Source organism: Acidaminococcus sp. HCP3S3_G9_1 (genome assembly GCF_052122455.1).
Lineage (GTDB): Bacteria > Bacillota > Negativicutes > Acidaminococcales > Acidaminococcaceae > Acidaminococcus.
Genome location: NZ_JBQKCH010000018.1, coordinates 14,576 through 35,266, shown reverse-complemented (window position 1 = coordinate 35,266; position 20,691 = coordinate 14,576). Strand labels below are relative to the sequence as shown.

Below are 20,691 nucleotides of genomic sequence, written 5' to 3'. Positions count from 1 at the left end.
CCCGGTCCGCCCGCCCCTGGCAGGTTCCAAAGAAAGGGTTGAGAATCAGTTCACTGGTCATTATAATAAATAAGATAGATTCATTCTGAACCCGCAGGGGCTGCTCCTGCGGAACCATATTCCTGTAAACCTGCAAAGGAGCTTTCTGTGAAACAGCGCAATCTTGTATTTGACAACCTCCGGGGCATCTGCATGCTGGGGGTCATTGCCATCCATGTGGGGAGCATGGCGGTCAGCGACGCCGTGGCTTCCCCGTTTCTGGTGCTCATCACCAACATCCTGAGCCGCTACAGCGTACCGGCCTTCTTTTTCATCTCCGGCTACGGGCTGTTCTACAGCAAGCCTCTGGAGCAGCCCCTCCGGTATGGGAGCTTTGTGAAGAAACGGATGAAAAGCATCGGCCGTCCCTATCTGCTGGCGTCCCTGCTGTACCTGTGCTACTACGCCTTTTTGAACCGGGACATGAGCGTGCTGGATCCTTCCAACATCCTGTTTTCCCTGTTCTTCGGCACTGCCCAGTACCACATCTATTTCCTGGTGATCCTGATTTGGTTCTACCTGCTGTTCCCTCTGTGGCGGGCCCTGATGAGAGGAATGGAAAAAATCGGCTTGAAGCTGGCACTGCCTCTGCTCTTTGCCGCCCAGGTGCTGCTGTTTGAGGGAAATTTCCGGTTCTGGACCTATCCGGAATGGATTGCTTCCAGCCCGGCTCTGCTGAATCTGTGCAATTACCGGCTGAACTATTTCCCGTTTTTCTATCTGTTCATCTTCATGCTGGGCGGGGTGATTGCCCGGCATTATGACAGCTTCCAGCAGCTGATCACCCGACAAAAGGCCCTGCTGACGGCGTTCTTTGCCGCCAGCGCCGGGCTCAACACCTGGCTTTTTTACCGGTGGACCTTCAAATGGCAGATGCCCTATGAAAGCACCGTGAACTACCTTCAGCAGTTGAGTCTGCCGGGGCTGGTCTACACCATTGCTTCCGTACTCTTTTTCAGCATGGTGATCCAAAGCGGCCGCTATCCTCTGAAAAAAGCCCTGAAGGGCATGAGCGACCGTTCCTTCATCATCTACCTGATCCACCCGGTGTTCATCGATCAGCTGGAATATGGATTGAACCGGACCGTTGGGATGCAGCATGTTCCCATGGAAGCGTTCTATCTGGCAGTGCTGCTGCTGTCCTGGGGATGTGCGGAGCTCTGGCACCGATTCCGGGCGGCAAAAGCCTGAAATGGCTGCTGGGGCCTTGTTTTTCCCTGCACAAAAATGAAAGGAGCCAATTCCATGTCCCATTCTCTTCCTCTTCTGGTTCGGGGAGCCCTGCTTCTGGCCATTGGGGTGCTCAGTCAGCAGCTGCGGCTGGTGCTGCCTTTGCCGGTGCCGGTGATGACCCTGCTTATCGGAACCCTGGTGAACGCCACGCTGGTGCTGGCGGGCCGGTTCACCACCCGGGTGCTGGCCTGGACCATCTGCTGGGCGCTGGCCATAATCGCCTTTTTCCAGGGGCACATCCTGGGCCCGGTGGTGCCGGTGATCGCCCTGGGCAACGGCATGTACGTGGAACTGACCCGGGGTGCCGTCCGGGGGCCGGCCCTGTACCTGGGGGCCCCGCTGGGGAAGACCCTGGTCCTGGGCCTGATGCTGGCCAAAGGGGTGGAACAACGGCTCCAGCCCGTCCGGCCCCCGGTACAGCCCCGGACCAAAGCCCGGAACAGCCAGAAAAAAAGAAAAAAGTTATAGAAGATATTGTATGGAATGTAACAAAACTGTGGATTTTTTTCGGCGGCTGGTGTATAGTAGAGGAGATTAACAAAGGGCCCTCCGGGCGGCCGGGGAAGGGCGGGCCTGCGGCACGCCCCTACGCTGTTGCAGGCGGTTGTTGGGACAGTTCGCCGATGGTCCGACCCCAACGCCCGTAGGGGCTCGCCAAAGGCAAGCCCGTCCCGGCCTCCCAGAGGGGTATTCCATCCCAGCCAAACGCAGCAGCGTTTGGCTTCCTTTGGCCATTGACCATTGACAATTGACCGCAGGCGTGCAACGCCTGCGCAAAAGGAGTTCAATCATGCAAATCATAGTTGTAGGGTGCGGCAAAGTGGGGCGGAGCATCATTTCCCAGCTCACCCAGGAAGACAACAATGTAACCGTCATCGACACCAACCCCACCATCATCCGGAACATTTCCACCAATTACGATGTAATGGGGATCGTAGGCAACGGTTCCAGTTTCAACATCCTGGCCAAAGCCGACCTGGAACATACGGACATGCTCATTGCCGTCACCGAAAGCGACGAGGTGAACCTGCTTACCTGCGTCATTGCCAAACTGAACAACCACCAGTGCCACACCATCGCCCGGGTCCGCAGCCCCCATTATTCCGACGAACGCCACTACCTCCAGAAGGGCCTGAACCTGTCCATGACCATCAATCCGGAAATGGAAGCCGCCAAGGAAATCTCCCGGCTGCTGAACTTTCCCTCCGCCATTGAGATCGTCAGCTTCGCGAAGGACCGGATCGACATGCTCCGGTTCCGGGTACCCCAGTCTTCCGTGCTCATCGGCCGGTCCCTGAAGGACATTGCCGACCTGACTGAGAACGTTCTGGTGTGCATCATCGAACGGAACAGCAACATCATCGTCCCCAACGGGGATACGGTGATCCGGGAAGGGGACATCCTGACCATCATTGCCATGCCCCGGGATGCCCAGGCCTTCTTCAAGAAAATCGGCGTCCGCACCAACAAATGCAAAAACGTGATGATCGTAGGGGGCGGCCAGCTCAGCTATTACCTGGCCAAAATGCTCCTGAAGAGCCACACCGATGTGACCATCATCGAGCGGGATATGGCCCGATGCGAAGAACTGGTGGAAGCCCTGCCCGGGGCCACCATCGACTGCGGAGACGGCACCGAAGAAGAACTGCTGAAGGAAGAGCATCTGGAAAGCATGGACGGCTTCGTGGCCTGCACCGGCATGGACGAAGTGAACGCCATCCTGTCCCTGTATGCCATGAAGCATGTGACCAAGAAAGTGGTTACCAAGGTGAACCATGTGGACTTCGGGGACGTGATCGAAGGGCTCCAGCTGGACAGCATCGTCAACCCCAAACAGCTTACTGCCCAGCAGATCGTCCAGTATGTCCGGGCTGCCGGCAACAGCATGGAATCCAACGTGGAAACCCTGTACCGGCTCATGAACGGACGGGTGGAGGCCCTGGAATTCCTCCTGGACAAAAAATCTCCTTTGATTGGGCCCAAACTGGCGGAAATGAAGATCAAGAAGAACGTGCTGATCGCCGGCATCGTCCGGGAAGGGAAGCTGATCATTCCCGGTGGCCAGGACGCCTTCCAGGTGGGGGATACGGTGATCGTGGTCACCACCCATCTGGGCTTCCACGATATGGAAAACATCCTGGAATAAAGGAGACGGAGCTGTATGAATTATCCTGTGATCGGGCAGGTGCTCAGCTGGATCCTCTGTACCGAGGGGGCCCTGATGCTGCTGCCCTGCATCATTTCCCTCATTTATCGGGAAGACCAGGGAATGATCTATTTCGCCCTGGCCATCCTGGCCATTGCCCTGGGGTACCTTACCGGCCGGCGGAAGGTGAAAAACAAGGCCATCTACCAGCGGGAAGGGTTCGTGGCCGTGGGCCTGTCCTGGGTCCTCCTGAGCCTCTACGGAGCCATTCCCTTTGTGCTCACCGGAGAGATCCCCTGCTATGTGGATGCGGTGTTTGAAATCGTTTCCGGGTTCACCACCACCGGGTCATCCATCCTCAGCGATGTGGAGGCCCTGTCCCATACCTCCCTGTTCTGGCGGAGCTTTTCCCACTGGATCGGGGGCATGGGGGTGCTGGTGTTCATCCTGATGCTGATCCCCACAAATAGGGGCGGCACCCAGATGAACCTGATGAAGGCGGAAAGCCCAGGTCCGGACGTGTCCAAATTCGTGCCCCGGGTGCGGAACACCGCCATTGTGCTCTACAAGATCTACCTGGGCATGACCCTTATTATGATCGCCCTGCTGGCCCTTACCGGCATGAACTGGTTCCACAACCTGTGCATCACCTTCGGCACCGCCGGCACCGGGGGCTTCGGCATCATCAATGACAGCTGCGCCAGCTACACCCCCATCCAGCAGTGGATCATCACCCTGTTCATGATCGCCTTCGGGGTGAACTTCGGCTTCTATTATCTGTTCCTGATCACCCGCTTCAAGGAAGCCTTTGCCATGGAAGAAGTCCGGGCTTACCTTGGCATCATCCTGGCCTCTGGCCTGGCCATTGCCTGGCAGATCCGGGACCGGTTCGAGACCCTGGAGGAAGCCCTCCGGGCCGCCTTCTTCCAGGTGGGGAGCATCATGACCACCACCGGCTACAGCAGCGTGGATTTCGACCTGTGGCCCAGCTTCTCCAAATGCATCCTGGTCCTTTTGATGATTGTGGGGGCCTGCGCCGGCAGCACCGGCGGCGGGGTGAAGGTAAGCCGGGTGGTGCTCACCTGCAAATCCATCTTCCTGGAACTGGGCCAGGTGCTCCATCCCCATGGGGTCCAGCGGATGCGTATGGACGGGAAGACCGTGGACAGCAAAATGCTCAATTCCATCTACATCTTCCTTACTACCTATTTCCTGATCTTCTTTCTGTCCGTACTGGCCGTAAGCCTGGACGGGTTCAATTTTGAGACCAACTTCACCGCCGTGGCTGCCACCTTGAACAACATCGGTCCCGGCCTGGCCGGAGTAGGCCCCACCCGGAACTTCTATGCATACAGCCACTTGTCCAAACTGATCCTGATCTTTGACATGCTGGCCGGCAGACTGGAACTGCTGCCCATGCTGATCCTGTTCTATCCCAGAACCTGGACGAAAAATTAAGGGTCTGCTGCAGGGCAGCAGACCTGTCAGCCGTCAGGAAGGAACCAGCTGGCAGCAGGTTCCCGCCAGGGGAAACGCAGCCATGGGCTGCTAACCCACCACCATTGCGCAGGCGCAACGGTCCCCCGCACTTGAAAAGGGCGGATAGTGGGCACTGGCTTTATGCCCTGGTGCCCACTTAAAACAATGGGCGTTGGCTGCGGGAACATCAGCCCTGTAAAAAGGTGGATAAAGAAACCGGTGTATAGCCTGCATGGCGTAAAAGCAATCGAGGATATATCCGCCCTTTTCAAGGGCGGGGGACCAGCCGCAAGGCTGGTGGTGGGTTAGCAGCCTTCAGGCTGCGTTTCCTTTCAAAGCCAAACGCCAGCCGCGTTTGGCTTCCTGGGGCCAGTGACAATTGACCAGTGACGGAAGGTGCCGCCTGATGCGGCACCTTCCACTATTACGAGGTATCAACCATGTTCGATCTTCACTCTCACATCCTGTACAACATCCCCGGGGACGACGGTTCCCGGGACCTTTCCATGTCCCTGGCCATGCTGCGCCAGGCAGCGGAGGCCGGCACCGCCGATCTTTTTGCCACCCCCCATTTCCACCGCCGGGGCATCTGCCCGGACTGGGACACCATCACGGAACGGCTGTCCCAGCTCCAGCAGGCTGCGGACGAGGCCCGGATTCCCATCCGCCTCCACCCGGGGGCCGAGGTAAGCCTGGATGCAGACACCCTCAACTACCTCCCCGGACCCGGGGTAAGCAAAGCCTACTGCCTGGCCGGCACCGCCTACCTTCTGGTGGAACTGCTGCCCACCGCCGCTCCCCTGGAAACCTGGAACCTGCTGTACCAGCTCCAGCTCCGGGGCTATCTGCCCATCCTGGCCCATCCGGAACGGTACCGGCACATCATGTCCCATCCCGATGCGGTCCGCCAGTGGGTGGAGAAGGGGATCCTGCTCCAGAGCAACTGGGGCAGTTTTACCGGGGATTTCGGAGAATCCGCCGTCCGCAGCGTCCATTGGCTCTTGGACCGGGGGATGATCCACTTCCTGGGCAGCGATGCCCATCGGACCGACTGGCGGAATCCCGACACCCGGAAGGCCCGGGAAGCCGTCCTTGCCTTGGCCGGGGGGACGGATTTCCTGGCCTCCTGCGATGGCCACAGCCGGCTCCTGACCCAGGGGAAGGTGTTCTACCCCGACCCGCCTCACGAGCCCCCACGGAAAAAACGGGGGTTCTGGGCAAAAATTTTTGGCTGAATCCTATTCAGGGAGGATTTTTACCCACTGTTTTTTGTACAATAAAAGCAGATGGAAAACTTCCCCTCCCTGGTGAAAAAAGCAACAAAATACACTTAAAAATCATCAATTCTCGATTAAAATTCACCTGGTTTTCAAATCTGTCAAATTTGAGTTGCAGACGGTCCATTCTTTTGCTATACTACTATATATCTAATTATACGGAAGTATATGGTATATTGGACAGTTGCCTGTAAAGGAAGAACAAATGCGGTCTTCCGTCAACTGAATAAAGAAGTTGTGAACAACTTTTTGGGGGGGTACAGGCGTTTACCTGTGCCCCTCTTGCTTTGTGACAAAACAGAATGATTTTCCTGTACAAATATTGGTATTTACAGAAATAGTTTTCTGCAAGAAACCAACGACTCCAAGGAGGCTCCATGAAGAAGAAAATCCTGGCCATGGCCTTTGCCCTGGCTTCCCTGGCCCTTCCTGCCGGGGCGGAAGAATACACCCTGCGCCCGGGGGATCAGTTGAATATCGTCGTCATCCAGGAGCAGGACATCAGCTCCAATCTCCAGAATTCCCAGGAGACACCCTACACCGTCCGTCCTGACGGCACCGTTTCCTTTCCTCTGGTGGGGGAAATCAACGCCAGCGGCATGACCGTGGACCAGTTCACCCAATATCTCCGGAACGGCCTTTCCCGGTACTATGTGGAACCGGACGTAACCGTGAACATCGTGAAACTGGGGGGCATCCGGGTCCATGTATTTGGAGAAGTGAAGAAGCCCGGCACCTATGAACTTACCAAGAGCCACACCATTATGGACGCTCTGGGGGCTTCCGGGGGCTTCACCTGGGATGCGGCCAAGAAGAAGGTGTTCCTGATCCACCAGGACGACACCAACAAGGCCATCAAGATCAACCTGAACAATATGCTGAAAACCGGCAACCTGAAGGACAACCTGGTCCTGAAGGAAGGGGACATCCTGTATCTCACCAAGAACGGCCGGATCGACTTTGCCCGGGATATTGCTCCGTTCCTCAGCGGTGCTTACATGATTTCGGAAATCAAGGACAACAACGATTAAAAGGAGAAACCATCTTGAACGAACAGGAAATCGATTTGCGGGAACTGTGGCAGATCGTCCGGACCAACCAGAAAACCATCGCCAAGATTACTGGCGGGTTCCTGGGCCTGGCCGTGGCCTATCTGCTCATTGTCCCCAATACCTACCAATCCACCGCCCTGCTGCGGATCAAACAGGAAAAAGGCCTGTCCAGTTCCATTATGGAACAGCTGCCCATGGGCAACGCCCAGCTCACCAAACAGCAGATGAACACCCATGCGGAAATCCTCAAAAGCCGCCATGTGGTGATCCCGGTGATCGAACAGACCGAAGAGGAAAAAGACGGCAAGTATCCCCGGTACGAGGACTATGTGAAAGCTCACATCATCACCAAGCCCTACAAGGATACGGAAATCCTGGAAGTGGACGTAACCGGCAAGACCCCGGAACAGGCCCAGGAAGCCAACCAGCTGCTGGTCCAGGGGTTCCTGGACCGGCTGACGGAGCTGTCCCATGCGGAATCCGCTGCCACCCGGGAATTTTTGGAACAGCGGGTGAAATCTTCCAAAAAAGAGCTGGATGATGCGGAAACCAAACTGAAAAACTACCAGGTGAAGCACAAGATCTTCTCCACCGACAACCAGATGAAGAGCCTGGCGGAACGGATCACCGACCTGGACAAAGCCAAGGCCCAGAACAAACTGGATATGGAAACCGCCCAGGCCGCCCTGGGGTCCATCAACGACCAGCTGTCCGGAGCCGGGGCCTCCCTGGCCGACAGCCCTTCCATCCAGCAGGCCAAGAACAAGCTGGTGGATCTGGAAACCCAAAAGGCCGGCTACACCGGAAAATACACCAGCGAGAACCCTAAAATGAAGGAAATCAACCGGCAGATTGGGGCCGCCCGCTACAGTCTCCGCCGGGAGATCCAGGCCATCATCGCCCAGAAGGCGCCCTCTTCCAGCACCGTCCAGCAGAAGCTCCTCAGTGACAAATTCACCAACGAAGCCCTGATCGCCGTGGCCCAGGGGAAGAATTCCGCCATCGACCAGCTGGAAAAGAAGAACGCTGACGAAATCGCCAAGCTGCCCCAGACCCAGCAGGGTTACCTGCAGGTGAAACGGGATGCGGACGTAGCCCAGGAAATCTACGTGATGCTGGCCAAACGGCTGGAAGAAGCCAAAGTGGCGGAAGTGATGGTGCCTACCGAAGTCCAGGTGGTGGACGAAGCCACCCTGCCGGACAAACCCATCAAACCCCGGAAGCTGCTGACCCTGGTGCTGGCCCTGTTCCTGGGTCTCTTTGGAGGCACCGGCTTTACCATTGCCCGGACCCTGCTGAACCGGAAAATCCGTACTGCTGCTGACGTGGAACAGTATCTGGAACTGCCCGTCCTGGGGGTGATCCCGGAAGCGGGAGACCATAAACAGCCGGAAGAAGAAGGATTCTGGGCCGGCCTGCGGAGGAAATTATGGAAGAAATAAAACTCATTGTGGAAAATGACCCCAAGTCTCCCATTGCGGAAACCTACCGGGCCATCCGGACCAACCTCCAGTTTGCAGGAGCCGGTCAGGACCTGAAATACATCTGCTTCACCTCCAGCGTCCCTGGGGAAGGGAAGTCCACCACCATTTCCAATATGGCCCTGACCCTGGCCCAGGACGGGAAAAAAGTCCTCCTGGTGGACTGCGACCTGCGGAAGCCGGTCCAGCACAAGATTTTCGGGGTCATCAACCAGGGGGTCACCAACTGCCTGGCCCAGGGAGTCCCCTTTGCCCAGGTGGTCCATCCGGAAGTGTTCCCCAACCTGGATCTTTTGACCAGCGGCCCGGTGCCGCCCAATCCCTCCGAGCTTATCGGATCGGAAAAAATGGAACAGCTGCTGGACCAGGCGGGCAAAGCCTATGACTATGTGTTCATCGACCTGCCCCCGGTGCTGGCCGTCACCGACGCCGCTCTGTTGGGGAACCTGGCCGACGGCGTGGTTCTGGTGGTCCGTTCCGGCATGGTGGCTCCCGAAGAAGTCCAGGAAGCCAAAAAACGTCTCCAGGCCGGCAAAGCCAACATCCTGGGGGTCGTCTTAAACGGCGTTCCCCAGCAGCACAAAGGCTACGGATACGGCTATTATTATTACGATTATTACGATGAGAACCATGTGAAGCATCACAAGAAAAAGGGGAAGCGGGAACAGGAATAGTGCAGAGTGCAGAGTGAAGAGTGAAGAGTGAAGAGCGACGTACCTGCACTCCCCAGCACGCAGATCCTGCACTGGAACCGTAGGGGCAGCAGGCCCGCCCCACGACAAACGATGAACGAATAGGAGGTCAACCATGAACCGTTTCATGACCACATCCATGCACAAAAAAATACAACAGGAACTTCTCAACGGCTTCAACATCCTGCTGGTCACCGGGGCCTTCTGGCTCTGCTGGTCCTACTTCTATGCCAGCCAGATCACCCATCCCTTCTACTACGTAGGCAACCTGATCATGGTGTTCCTGTTCGGCCTGTTCTACTACTTTACATCCCATCTGTACAACGGCTACAGCCTGCCCATCAGCCGCATTTACGAGCTGGTGTACAGCCAGGCCCTGGCCGCCCTGATCAGCGACGGTATCCTGTATCTCATCACCATCCTGATCAACCGGCACTACATCAGCTTCTTCCCCTTTGTGCCCACCTTCCTGCTCCAGTTCTTCCTGATCACCCTGTGGACCGTGGCGGCCCACCAGTGGTACTTCCGGGAGTTCCCGCCCAAAAAGACCGTGGTGATCCTGGGCCAGGGCCAGAACGTGGACAAACTGGTGAAGCAGTACGGCATGGATGTCCATTTCGATGTCCAGTCCGTAGTCCCGGTGGAGGAATGCATCCAGGATATCCCCGGCACCATCGGCCAGGCCGAAGTGGTCTTTTGCTGCGGCCTTCACAGCCATGACCGGAATCGGATCACCAAATACTGTGTGGCCCATAAGGTCGGGACCTATGTGATTCCCCGGATCGGGGATGTGATCATGGACAGCGCCAAAAAAGTCCATCTGTTCCACCTGCCCATGATGGCTGTGCAGCGGTACAACCCCAGTCCCGAATTCCTGTTCTTCAAACGCCTTTACGACATCGTCCTGTCCCTGGTGGCACTGGTGATTTTCTCTCCGGTGATGCTCTGCGTGGCCGTGGCCATCAAAATCACCGACGGCGGCGACATCTTCTACCGCCAGAAACGGCTCACCAAAGACGGGAAAATCTTCTCCGTCCTGAAATTTCGCAGCATGCGCATGGATGCCGAAAAAGACGGCGTGGCCCGGCTCAGCACCGGCGAAAACGACCCCCGGGTCACCAAAGTGGGCCGGTTCATCCGGGCCGTCCGCTTCGACGAACTGCCCCAGCTGCTGAACATCCTGAAAGGCGACATGGCCATCGTAGGGCCCCGGCCCGAACGCCCGGAAATCTCCGCCCAGTATGCCAAAGCCATGCCCGAATGGAACCTGCGCCTACAGGCCAAATGCGGCTTGACAGGCTACGCCCAGGTCTACGGCCAGTACAACACCACCCCCTACGACAAACTCCTTCTGGACCTGATGTACATCGCTAAACCCAGTCTGTTCGAAGACTTCAAGATCATCTTCGCCACCGTGAAGATCCTGTTCATGAAGGACAGCACCGAAGGGGTGGCAGAAGGACAGGTGACGGCGGAAGTGGAGCCGGTGCATGTGCGGGAGAAAATGAATGGGTGAGAAGTATTCAGTGCTGGTTTTGATTATGAAAAAGTATTGAATTAATGACCAATGATTCGGTCGAAATGTTTTCCAAGGATACTGCAGATATGAAAAAAATTGTTATCTTAATTAATGACACCACCTATGCATACAATTTGCGTGGTGCTATCATAGAGCAACTAATTCAAGAGGGATATCAAGTAGTTGTTGTAGGAAAGTTATTAGAACATCAGGAAAAATTAAAGGGGTTAGGTGCGAAATTAATTGGAGTGGATACTGGAAGACACGGAAAAAATCCATTTGCAGATTTGCACCTTTTCTTGCAATACCGCAAAATCCTTAAAGAAGAAAAACCGGATATAGTACTAACTTATAATATAAAGCCCAATGTATATGGTGGTATTGCTTGTCAATTTTTAAAAATTCCTTATTTGCCAAATATTACAGGGTTGGGAACTCCTGTTGAAATTCCGGGACCATTACAAAAATTAACAATCTTTTTATATAAAATTGGTGTAGCGGGGGCATCATGTGTCTTTTTTCAAAATGAGAGCAACCGGGATTTTTTTTACACCCATAATATGCTGCAAATCAATATGAGAACCAAAATCTTGCCGGGATCTGGGGTCGATTTAAGAAGATTTCAATGGCTTCCCTGGCATAAAGGAAAGCTCCATTTTCTTTTTGTTGCAAGAGTGATGAAAGAAAAGGGTATTGACCTTTTTTTAGCAGCAGCTCATCGATTTGCTTCATCAGATATCATTTTTGATGTCTGTGGAGCCTGTGATGATCCTAAGTATTTAAAAGTATTAAAAAATGATTCTTCAATTGTCTATCATGGAGCGCAGAAGAATCTAATACCATTTTATGAAAGATGCTCATGTTTTTTATATCCATCTTACTACCCTGAAGGAATGAGCAATGTCCTTTTAGAAGCAGCTGCATCAGGAAGACCTGTTATAGCTGCTGATAGACCTGGCTGTCGAGAAACATTAGAAGACGGAGTAACAGGTTTTTTAGTACCTATTAATGATGAAAAAGCCATATTAAATGCAACTGAGAAGATAATTAATATGAGTGTGGAACAACGCAGTCAAATGGGCATTCTTGGAAGGAAAAGAATCCAAGAGAGGTTTGATCGGCAAATTGTTGTAAAGGCTTATTTAGAGGAAATAAAAAGATTCAGGAAGTGAAGCAATATGAACAAATATTTTAAGGCAGTATTTTGTGTACCATTAGCATCCATAAAATATTTAATGTTAAAAATAATGAACGGACATTATTTTCAAGGTTCATTGCCTGCAATTACATCTCCTCTTACAGAGATTACATGTGAAAGAAAATCAACGCTTCATATTGGACGAATATTGAAAATGCATAATGGTGCTAAAATTCGTGTTAGAAAAGGCGGTACACTTTCTATCGGCAGTCACTTTGGAATGAGTAATGGATGTGTTGTTACAGCGTATGATTCTATTACAATTGGGAATAATGTTATGCTAGGACCCAATGTGTTGATTTACGATCAAGATCATGATTATAAAAAAAAGGGAGGGGTAAGTGCAATGGGGTTCCTTACTTCTCCAATAATAATTGGCAATAATGTTTGGATAGGTGCAAATACATTAATTCTTAGAGGAACAACGATAGGTGATAATTGTGTAGTAGCAGGAGGCTCAGTCATTCGAGGTGACTATCCTGCTAATACGGTCATTGTACAAAAAAGAAAAACAGAGGTAATATATCAATATGGAAACACCAGTAAGAATTTTACAGGTTGTCAATAGCTTGCATTTTGGGGGATTACAATCGTTTATAATAAATCTTTATCATGATATGGATCGTAGACAGATACAATTTGATTTTATAGTTATACCGGAATCTGAGATAGGTCTGTATGATGAAGCGAAGCAAATGGGAGCAAGAATTTACGTTTGCCCTAGATATAAATTTGTAAATCATTTTTCATATATTGCTTGGTGGAACCGTTTTTTTCAAACGCATCCGGAATATAAGGTGATTCACGGTCATGTAAGAAGTACCTCTGCCATCTATTTATCAATTGCTAAAAAATATGGCTTAAAAACTATCGCTCACAGCCATAGCACTTCAAATGGAAACGGCTTCTTAGGCATAATAAAGACATTGATGCAGTATAGAACTAGATATATAGCAGATTATATGTTTGCCTGTTCTGATATAGCTGGGCAATGGATGTTTGGAAAAAAGACACTAAACAAATCAAATTATAGGATGATTCCTAATGGGATAGATTTAAAACGATTTGAATATAGTGTAGAGAAACGTAATGCTATTAGGAAAGCAATAGGAGTCAAAGATAAAGATTTTTTAATTGGGCATATTGGCCGGTTTACGATACCTAAGAACCATATTTTTTTGGTCAATCTTTTTGCTGTATATTTGAAAGAACATCCGGATTCACGTCTTTTGATGGTAGGAGATGGTGAATTATGGGATACAGTAAAAAAAGAGTGTCAGAAGCTTCATATTCTTGATCGTGTTATTATGCCGGGGGCAAGGTCTAATACAGAAGAATATTATCAGGCAATGGATGTTTTTGTCTTTCCTTCCCTTTGGGAAGGCTTACCTGTAACAGTGGTGGAAGCACAAGCAAGCGGATTGCCTTGTATTATTTCTGATACAATAACAAAGGAAGTAAAACTGACAACATTAGTAAAATACCTCTCATTAAAACGTGAATCTGATTGGATAGAAACAATAGAAAAATATCGTAAAAGGAAAAGAGAAGGATGTGAGCACAAAAACTTGTTGACGCTTAATAAATTCGATTCCCAAAGGGTGGCTGCGGAATTATCTTCGTTTTATTTAGACTTATACAAAGAGAGAAAAAATCATGGGAAAGTATTTGATGAGATTGGATGATGCTTCTGTATATAGAGATTTCTATCATGTACAAAGGAAACCTCATAAAAGGGAAATAGTTACATGCGGTCGTCTTGAAAAACAGAAGAATCACGCATTATTGATCCAGGCATTTGCCAATGTGGTAAAAAAATATCCAGATGCAACATTAAAGATTTATGGCGAAGGTTCCCTGAAAGAAATGTTACAAAATAAGATCAACGAATTAAATCTACAAGGAAAGGCCTTCTTAATGGGAGCAACGAACCATGTGGAAAAAATATTAGAAACAGCAGATTTGTTTGTGCTTTCGTCTGATTTTGAAGGGATGCCGAATGCTTTGATGGAAGCTATGGCGGCTGGTGTCCCTTGTATAGCGACAGATTGTCCTTGTGGCGGACCGAGAGAGTTGTTTGGTGATGACTTGGTAAAGCAACTTGTCAAAGTAGACAAAGAAGATGAATTAGAGAATTCTATCAGTGACAATATGGAATTAGCTGTTGAAAAAAAATTGTTACTTGGAAAACAAATAAAAGAAAAAGCTAAAGCTTTTATGCCAGATAAGGTAAACAAAGAGTGGAATGAATATATCAATCATTTGGTATGAATTGATGAAATTTTTGTTTAGAGGAGGTGCTTGCAATTCATGGAACCAAATAATTCTTTATTTATACCATCATATTATTTAGTAGGAATTTTCTTGTTTATATTTACATGTTGTTTAGCGGCTTTGGAATATACTGAGATAACTATTTTCTTATGTGTAATAGGAACATTCATTGTGTCTAAAGGAATATTAAAAGAAAAACAGCAGTTATTTTCTTTGACGCTATTTTTTTGGCTATTTTCATCATTATATGGTTTGTCAGTTCCTGTCTCTATAGCCTTGGGAGGGGAAATTAACGATACTTTTTTCTTTGGTAATTTAACACAAAATGTTAATCCATTTCTTATCGCCTATTCTTTATCATGTATTGGCTTTTTATTAGGCCAAATAAATTTTGGTCGAAATGATTATCAAAATATAAAAGTTAATAGCAATATTTTTAATTTTGATATCTTGGCAAGAGGAGCAATATTATCTGCTTTCTTTGCATCTCTGTTTGAAGCCATAAATTTGTATAGAATTGGTGGTATCAATATGTTATTTATCGGCAAGGGAGCTTATCAATCTGTTGTTGGAGATCTATTTATAACCTTGCCATCTAGTTTAATGTACAGTATTTGTGGTATTTTCACGGGAATGGTCTTGGCTTATTATAAATCACATAATTTCCATGCAAAAGATAAGAAATATTTTTTTATGATAATATTGCTATTAGTTCCATTCTTATTTTGCAAGATTTTACTTGGAATGCGGGGTGCACTTATTTCGATATTTTTAACGGGAATGGCCAGCTATACTGCTATTATTCCCTTAAAAAAAATATCGTGGAAGCTTTTGCTATGGACATTGTTGATTTATTTGTTTTTAGTTTTTCTTTTTACTAATCGAGGAATAGTTAGTTTACTTTTAACCAATCCAGATGATTTTTTCTCACAGGCATTTGATTTAAAACGATTGAGTTCTAATTTTAATCCTGGCAATAGCGAATTTGGAGCTGCATTTGGAAATTTTTGCGTTTTTTTTGAAAAATATGGAACTGAATTTGACAAACAATTTGGAATAACATATTTACAAGGGCTAGCTACACCTATTCCTTCATTTCTTTATCCAGGAGATAAACCTGTTCAAATAACATATGTTTTCAGAGATGAATTTTTCTCTTCTTGGGCTCAAAGATCAAGAATCGCAAGCACAGGATTTTCATCTATTTTAGAGGGGTATATTAACGGGGGATTTGTAGGAGTATTATTAGTTTATCTCGTTTGGGGAAAGCTTCTAAGAGTGGCAGATTATATACGGTTGAAACATACTAATACATTAGGGATTATATTAAGCTCAATATTAGCCGACTCATGTATGGTATTTTCGAGGGAGGCTTTCGGAGATATTTTAAGTTCGTATTTATGGGAAGCAATTTATGCTTTAGTTATATATTTTCTTGTCTATTTTATAAGAATTTCGTTTAAATTAAGAATGTAGAACAGAGTCTAGCTTTTATTTGAACGAGGTACAGAGTCATGCATAATTACATAAAAATGCTAAAAAAAGCTTTTAGCGACAAAAAATATTTTTTCATACTTATCAACATTAGGAGCTTTAAATTTTCTAGACGATAAAACATACTTAAAGTTGATGTATAAAGTATATATGGGTCATTCCCTTGACTTGCTTCATCCGAGGACATTTAATGAAAAATTACAATGGTTGAAAATAAATTACAGGAATCCGATGTATCAAAAAGATAATGAATTTTGGGATAGGGTTAGCGTATGGAAGGATAAAGGTTGGAGTTTGGCTCTGCATGGATGCTATCATAAATATGTAACTGAAGAGGGGGGGACTAAATCCCGTCAATAAGCGCAGTGAATTTGCAGGTGTAGCATATGATGAGCAATGTAAAAAAATAAAACATGGTATTCAGATATTGAATGAACATAATATTTTTCCTGATATATTTTTTGCACCGTCTCATACTTTTGATAAAAATACACTTTTGGCATTGAATCAGGAATCAAACATTTGTATTATTTGTGATACAGTGGCGAACGACGTATATTATCAGGATGGGTTTTATTTTATACCACAGCAGTCTGGGCATGTCAGAAAATTGCCTTTCTGTGTAGTTACATTCTGCTACCATCCCAATATGATGAATGTTGATACATTTTGATTATTTGGAAAAATTCTTAGCTTCGAATGCTAATGATTTTACTAAAATGCAAAATATACCACTACGGAAACGGTCAAAGTCTGTACTGGATATATTTCTTGAAAAACTGTATTTTATCAGAAGGCGATAATAAAGTATGAAAAAGATTATGTTTTATATCAATACCATTCATAAGGGTGGTGCGGAAAGAGTTATGATTAATTTAGCAGATTACTTTTCACGTCAGGGATATAAAACCATTCTTGTAACTTCTTTTCGAGATACTGGGGAATATACAGTTCCGAATGCGGTGAAAAGAATCACGCTGGAAGAGCATGAGATTAAACAATCCAAGCTAAAAAGAAATATTACGCGTATTAAAAAATTGAGAAAGTTTTGCAAAGATGAAAAACCAGATATTCTAGTTTCTTTTATGGTAGAACCCAATTTCCGTGCAATACTGGCGACATGGGGACTGCCTGTGAAAAACCTGATTTCTGTACGAAATGATCCGAACAAGGAGTATGCTGGGCGTGTGGGGCATATTGTGGGGAAGTACCTGCTGCCTTTTGCAGATGGCTGCGTATTTCAGACGAAAGAGGCAAAGAACTGGTTTCCGAAAAGACTGCAGAAGAAGTCCCGTATCATTTATAATTCAGTGAAAGAGGATTTTTATCACGTGGAGAGACATCCGGTTCCAGGAGAAATCGTGACCTGTGGACGTTTGGAAGAGCAGAAAAATCATGCTCTTTTAATTGCGGCTTTTTCGAAAGTGGTCGAGCGGTATCCTGAGGCCCGTTTGAAAATTTATGGAGAAGGTTCTCTGTGTGGAAAACTGCAAAAGCAGATCGATGCGCTTGGTCTTCATGAGAAAGCCTTTTTGATGGGGGCAACGAATCATGTGGAGAAAGTATTAGAGACAGCCGATGTGTTTGTACTTTCTTCGGACTTTGAGGGAATGCCGAATGCACTGATGGAAGCAATGGCTGCGGGAGTGCCTTGTATATCGACAGATTGCCCATGCGGTGGACCGAGAGAGCTGTTTGGTGATGAGCTGAAAATGCAGTTGATTCCAACAGATGAAGATGCATTGGCTGCTAAAATGGCCGAGACAATCCAATTGCCGGTAACAGGGAAAATGTTGCTGGGGAGTAAGATGAAAGATAGAGCGGCGCAATTTACTCCTGCTGTGGTAAATCAATCTTGGCGGGAGTATGTGGAGTGCTTGTCGTAAAAAAGAAATCTATTTTTGCAGTTACAGGACGTGAAACGATGAATGTGAATGCGAAACAACAATCAGATTATAAAGGCAATATACCTGATAATATAAAGCTCTACTACCAGCTATTATGGGTTGCAGCAGTGCTCCAACCTATTGCTTTCGCCTTTTCAAATTGGGCTAGAGTCGTTGTCTATTTTTCCATTTCTCTGGTAGTTTTATTACCAGAAATGATCAATCAAATCACAACAGGGAGGAACTATTGCTTTAGGGTGCCTTTTATTTTGATACTGTCGATTTTTATGATTATTTGGAATATCCTTCAAAAGAATAATCCATACCAGTTTATGGTATTTTGATCATGATGTAATATTTTAATGGAAAGAGGGAAATAAATGCGTAATTATTTCAGTATGTTATTCAAAGCATTAAAGCATAAAGATATATTATTTTCTTATTTAGCGAAAATGGGCTTGCTCAATTTTCTTGATGATGAGACCTATCTAAAAATGAAGTATAGACTTACCATGGGGCAGCCGCTTCATCTTGATAATCCGCAGACGTTTAATGAAAAGCTGCAGTGGCTGAAGATTCATGATCGGAATCCGCTATATACGACTTTGGTGGATAAATACGAAGTCAAGAAGTACGTAGCGGATAAGATTGCGGAGCAATATATCATCCCGACACTAGGGGTATGGAATCACTTTGATGACATTGATTTCGATAGTTTGCCAGATCAGTTCGTTTTGAAGTGTACACATGATTGTGGAGGGCTGGTGATTTGTCGGGACAAAAGCAAATTGAATAAAAGAGCAGCTAAAGAAAAGCTAGAGAAGTGTCTGAAGCGTAATTACTATTGGTCCGGGCGTGAGTGGCCGTATAAGAATGTGAAACCAAGGATTATTGCCGAAAAGTATATGGAAGATTCCGAAACAAGTGAATTGAGGGATTACAAATTTTATTCGTTCCAAGGCGTGATAAAAGCTATGTTTATTGCTTCTGGACGTCAAAAAGGACAAACGAAAGCGGACTATTTTGATATGAAATTCAAACCATTGCCATTCACGTGGGGCTATCCGCATGCCAATGTTTTGCCGAAAAAGCCGAAGAACTTTGATGAGATGGTGAAAATTGCCCGAATATTGACGAAGGATATCCCAGAAGCAAGGGCAGACTTTTATGAAGTCAATGGCAAGACGTATTTTGGGGAAATTACCTTTTTCGATGGAAGCGGAATGGAACGCTTTAATCCAGAGTCTTGGGATAAAACTTTTGGAGAATGGTTAAAACTTCCTGAGAAACTGGGGGGGGGGTACGGACTGATTCACAATCGAATGATTCTTTGGGTACACCAAAGTGATGAGAAGGTGCTGACGGATTATAAATTTTTCTGTTTTGGCGGAGAAGCCAAAATTATGTATATATCCAAAGATAAAGGGGAACATCCGGGAACGGATTTCTTTGATATGAGTTTTAACAAACTGGATATGCGGATGAGAGATTCTAATTCTATCAATACGCCATCCAAGCCAGAATGCTTTGAAACAATGAGAAAAGTAGCAGAAGTGCTATCAAAAGGGATTCCTTGCCTAAGAGTAGATTTTTATGTGATTCATGGACGGCCTTATATCGGTGAATTGACTTTTTTTCATATGAGTGGATTTACACATATTCATCCAGCCAGTTGGGAAAAGACTCTTGGGGATTGGATTCATTTGCCAAAGCAAGTGAGACAATGACAATAGTTGAGGTAATGAAATGAGTAAATTTTTTATGCACTGGTTCAAAATAAAGGCACGTGATTTTGCAGATGCTGGAATTACTAAACTCCAACACCGTTCTGAAATCCGGAAATTCCAGGATTCCCGGCGGAAAGAAATTTACGAGAAAGTGCAGCTTACAGATTCGCAAAAGAATCAGATTAAGGAATTGTTTGAGAAAAATTATGGGGGGGGGTATACCCGATACCTGGCACAGACACTATACAGTATTCACTGGGCAGTTTGATGTGAATTATTTTCCGGAATTGTTGTATATTCCGGAGTTTGAGCATTTTATGAATTATCAGACGGAGTATGCGCATGTATTCGAGAACAAGAATGTCTTGCCTCTGATTGCGAAAGCAGTGGGGGTCAGAATGCCGGAGCGGCTGTATCAATGTGTGAGTGGGTATGGGACGAATCCGGGAAATGAGCATGAGACTATCGAAGCGGCGGCAGAACGGCTGCATGATGCGGGTGATTTGTTTTTAAAACCTTCTGTTGGGACATCGAGTGGTGTAGGTTGCCGTCTGGTGCATGCAGCGGATGGCGTGGATACTTTGACCGGAGAGGTGCTGGCGGATATTTTTCGCGGCATGGGAAGGGACTTTGTGGTGCAGCGCAGGGTGCGGTGCCATGAGAGTCTTCGGAGAATTTATCCGGAAGCGGTGAATACATTCCGCATCATGACATATTTCTGGAAGGGGAAAGTCTTGCATGCGCCGGTAATCATGCGAATCGGCCAGGGCGGTCGCCATTTGGACAATGCGCATGCGGGCGGTATGTTTATCGCGCTGGATGAGGATGGTTCCTTGCATACTACGGCGTTTACAGAATTCAAAGAGCAGTATGAGGAACATCCGGATACGCATATTCGTTTTGATGAATGTAAGGTGGCACTTTTGCCACGTGTTATAGAGACGGCGGAGCGGATGCATCGCAGTATCCCTCAGCTGGGCGTTGTGAACTGGGATTTTACTTTGGATGAAGATGGGACTCCGCTTCTCATCGAGGCGAATGTCTTGGGCGGGAGCATCTGGCTTTTTGAAATAGCGCATGGAAAGAGTGCATTTGGAAGCTTGACACCTGAGATCTTGCGCTGGCTTCGTCAGATGAAACGGATGAGCTATACGGAAAGAGAGGCCTGGTTCGCAAGAAATGTCAAAGAATGAG

General features: G+C 47.6%; 20 protein-coding genes and 1 pseudogene. All 21 read left to right on the top strand.

The features are described 5' to 3' along the window. Positions 1-147: 147 nt before the first annotated feature. The 21 genes and pseudogenes from ACTQY1_RS10160 (at position 148) to ACTQY1_RS10060 (ending at position 20,690) form a co-directional block, all read left to right on the top strand. The gene (locus ACTQY1_RS10160; protein WP_308664544.1) at positions 148-1,230 is read left to right on the top strand and encodes an acyltransferase; all 1,083 of its coding nucleotides are present in this window, start codon (positions 148-150) and stop codon (positions 1,228-1,230) included. 54 nt (positions 1,231-1,284) lie between these two features. Continuing rightward, positions 1,285-1,740 carry a hypothetical protein gene (locus ACTQY1_RS10155; protein WP_441374163.1) on the top strand — a complete coding sequence of 152 codons (456 nt, stop codon included), beginning with the start codon at positions 1,285-1,287 and terminating at the stop codon, positions 1,738-1,740. A gap of 322 nt (positions 1,741-2,062) precedes the next feature. Further along, positions 2,063-3,418 (top strand): Trk system potassium transporter TrkA, encoded by a 1,356-nt coding sequence (trkA, locus tag ACTQY1_RS10150; protein WP_441369103.1) that lies wholly within the window; start codon positions 2,063-2,065, stop codon positions 3,416-3,418. A gap of 15 nt (positions 3,419-3,433) precedes the next feature. Continuing rightward, the gene (locus ACTQY1_RS10145; protein ID WP_441369104.1) at positions 3,434-4,876 is read left to right on the top strand and encodes a TrkH family potassium uptake protein; all 1,443 of its coding nucleotides are present in this window, start codon (positions 3,434-3,436) and stop codon (positions 4,874-4,876) included. A 461-nt stretch (positions 4,877-5,337) separates the two neighbouring features. Next, a complete protein-coding gene (locus tag ACTQY1_RS10140; protein ID WP_441369105.1) occupies positions 5,338-6,132 on the top strand; it encodes a tyrosine-protein phosphatase in 795 nt (264 codons plus the stop codon). 419 nt (positions 6,133-6,551) lie between these two features. Next, positions 6,552-7,205: a polysaccharide biosynthesis/export family protein gene (locus tag ACTQY1_RS10135; RefSeq protein WP_308664657.1), complete on the top strand. Its 654-nt coding sequence runs from the start codon at positions 6,552-6,554 to the stop codon at positions 7,203-7,205. Between the two features lie 14 nt (positions 7,206-7,219). Next, the gene (locus ACTQY1_RS10130; RefSeq protein ID WP_308664656.1) at positions 7,220-8,668 is read left to right on the top strand and encodes a GumC family protein; all 1,449 of its coding nucleotides are present in this window, start codon (positions 7,220-7,222) and stop codon (positions 8,666-8,668) included. Further along, on the top strand, positions 8,656-9,381 hold the full coding sequence (locus tag ACTQY1_RS10125; RefSeq protein WP_308664655.1) for a CpsD/CapB family tyrosine-protein kinase: 726 nt from the start codon (positions 8,656-8,658) through the stop codon (positions 9,379-9,381). Before ACTQY1_RS10130 ends, ACTQY1_RS10125 begins: the two co-directional genes overlap by 13 nt. A gap of 133 nt (positions 9,382-9,514) precedes the next feature. Then, entirely contained in the window at positions 9,515-10,915 is a 1,401-nt protein-coding gene (locus ACTQY1_RS10120) for a sugar transferase (protein ID WP_441374162.1), read from the top strand. An 89-nt stretch (positions 10,916-11,004) separates the two neighbouring features. After that, complete coding sequence (locus ACTQY1_RS10115) at positions 11,005-12,090, top strand: glycosyltransferase family 4 protein (RefSeq protein WP_441374161.1); 1,086 nt, start codon at positions 11,005-11,007, stop codon at positions 12,088-12,090. A 6-nt stretch (positions 12,091-12,096) separates the two neighbouring features. Continuing rightward, complete coding sequence (locus ACTQY1_RS10110) at positions 12,097-12,684, top strand: acyltransferase (protein ID WP_441374160.1); 588 nt, start codon at positions 12,097-12,099, stop codon at positions 12,682-12,684. Next, complete coding sequence (locus tag ACTQY1_RS10105) at positions 12,647-13,801, top strand: glycosyltransferase family 1 protein (RefSeq protein WP_441374159.1); 1,155 nt, start codon at positions 12,647-12,649, stop codon at positions 13,799-13,801. Before ACTQY1_RS10110 ends, ACTQY1_RS10105 begins: the two co-directional genes overlap by 38 nt. Then, the gene (locus tag ACTQY1_RS10100; RefSeq protein WP_441374158.1) at positions 13,773-14,387 is read left to right on the top strand and encodes a glycosyltransferase; all 615 of its coding nucleotides are present in this window, start codon (positions 13,773-13,775) and stop codon (positions 14,385-14,387) included. Before ACTQY1_RS10105 ends, ACTQY1_RS10100 begins: the two co-directional genes overlap by 29 nt. Positions 14,388-14,426: 39 nt before the next feature. Beyond that, a complete protein-coding gene (locus ACTQY1_RS10095) occupies positions 14,427-15,866 on the top strand; it encodes a hypothetical protein (RefSeq protein WP_441374157.1) in 1,440 nt (479 codons plus the stop codon). A gap of 153 nt (positions 15,867-16,019) precedes the next feature. Beyond that, complete coding sequence (locus ACTQY1_RS10090) at positions 16,020-16,244, top strand: DUF2334 domain-containing protein (protein ID WP_441374167.1); 225 nt, start codon at positions 16,020-16,022, stop codon at positions 16,242-16,244. Then, a complete protein-coding gene (locus tag ACTQY1_RS10085; RefSeq protein WP_441374166.1) occupies positions 16,213-16,557 on the top strand; it encodes a DUF2334 domain-containing protein in 345 nt (114 codons plus the stop codon). Before ACTQY1_RS10090 ends, ACTQY1_RS10085 begins: the two co-directional genes overlap by 32 nt. Before the next feature lie 136 nt (positions 16,558-16,693). Then, complete coding sequence (locus tag ACTQY1_RS10080) at positions 16,694-17,770, top strand: glycosyltransferase (protein ID WP_441374156.1); 1,077 nt, start codon at positions 16,694-16,696, stop codon at positions 17,768-17,770. Continuing rightward, complete coding sequence (locus tag ACTQY1_RS10075) at positions 17,758-18,114, top strand: hypothetical protein (protein WP_441374155.1); 357 nt, start codon at positions 17,758-17,760, stop codon at positions 18,112-18,114. Before ACTQY1_RS10080 ends, ACTQY1_RS10075 begins: the two co-directional genes overlap by 13 nt. A gap of 108 nt (positions 18,115-18,222) precedes the next feature. After that, positions 18,223-19,053: pseudogene (locus ACTQY1_RS10070) on the top strand (ATP-grasp fold amidoligase family protein); the annotation flags it as partial. Between the two features lie 39 nt (positions 19,054-19,092). After that, positions 19,093-19,497 carry an ATP-grasp fold amidoligase family protein gene (locus ACTQY1_RS10065; RefSeq protein ID WP_441374165.1) on the top strand — a complete coding sequence of 135 codons (405 nt, stop codon included), beginning with the start codon at positions 19,093-19,095 and terminating at the stop codon, positions 19,495-19,497. A 71-nt stretch (positions 19,498-19,568) separates the two neighbouring features. Next, positions 19,569-20,690: a sugar-transfer associated ATP-grasp domain-containing protein gene (locus tag ACTQY1_RS10060; protein WP_441374154.1), complete on the top strand. Its 1,122-nt coding sequence runs from the start codon at positions 19,569-19,571 to the stop codon at positions 20,688-20,690. Position 20,691 lies beyond the last annotated feature (1 nt).

Coding starts and splice junctions, on each gene's coding strand:
- ACTQY1_RS10110 (WP_441374160.1), top strand. CDS start 12,097: ATGAACAAATATTTTAAGGCAGTATTTTGTGTACCATTAGCATCCATA.
- ACTQY1_RS10100 (WP_441374158.1), top strand. CDS start 13,773: ATGGGAAAGTATTTGATGAGATTGGATGATGCTTCTGTATATAGAGAT.
- ACTQY1_RS10090 (WP_441374167.1), top strand. CDS start 16,020: ATGTATAAAGTATATATGGGTCATTCCCTTGACTTGCTTCATCCGAGG.
- ACTQY1_RS10145 (WP_441369104.1), top strand. CDS start 3,434: ATGAATTATCCTGTGATCGGGCAGGTGCTCAGCTGGATCCTCTGTACC.
- ACTQY1_RS10135 (WP_308664657.1), top strand. CDS start 6,552: ATGAAGAAGAAAATCCTGGCCATGGCCTTTGCCCTGGCTTCCCTGGCC.
- ACTQY1_RS10060 (WP_441374154.1), top strand. CDS start 19,569: ATGCTGGAATTACTAAACTCCAACACCGTTCTGAAATCCGGAAATTCC.
- ACTQY1_RS10095 (WP_441374157.1), top strand. CDS start 14,427: ATGGAACCAAATAATTCTTTATTTATACCATCATATTATTTAGTAGGA.
- ACTQY1_RS10125 (WP_308664655.1), top strand. CDS start 8,656: ATGGAAGAAATAAAACTCATTGTGGAAAATGACCCCAAGTCTCCCATT.
- ACTQY1_RS10155 (WP_441374163.1), top strand. CDS start 1,285: ATGTCCCATTCTCTTCCTCTTCTGGTTCGGGGAGCCCTGCTTCTGGCC.
- ACTQY1_RS10140 (WP_441369105.1), top strand. CDS start 5,338: ATGTTCGATCTTCACTCTCACATCCTGTACAACATCCCCGGGGACGAC.
- ACTQY1_RS10120 (WP_441374162.1), top strand. CDS start 9,515: ATGAACCGTTTCATGACCACATCCATGCACAAAAAAATACAACAGGAA.
- ACTQY1_RS10115 (WP_441374161.1), top strand. CDS start 11,005: ATGAAAAAAATTGTTATCTTAATTAATGACACCACCTATGCATACAAT.
- ACTQY1_RS10080 (WP_441374156.1), top strand. CDS start 16,694: ATGAAAAAGATTATGTTTTATATCAATACCATTCATAAGGGTGGTGCG.
- trkA (WP_441369103.1), top strand. CDS start 2,063: ATGCAAATCATAGTTGTAGGGTGCGGCAAAGTGGGGCGGAGCATCATT.
- ACTQY1_RS10105 (WP_441374159.1), top strand. CDS start 12,647: ATGGAAACACCAGTAAGAATTTTACAGGTTGTCAATAGCTTGCATTTT.
- ACTQY1_RS10065 (WP_441374165.1), top strand. CDS start 19,093: ATGATTCTTTGGGTACACCAAAGTGATGAGAAGGTGCTGACGGATTAT.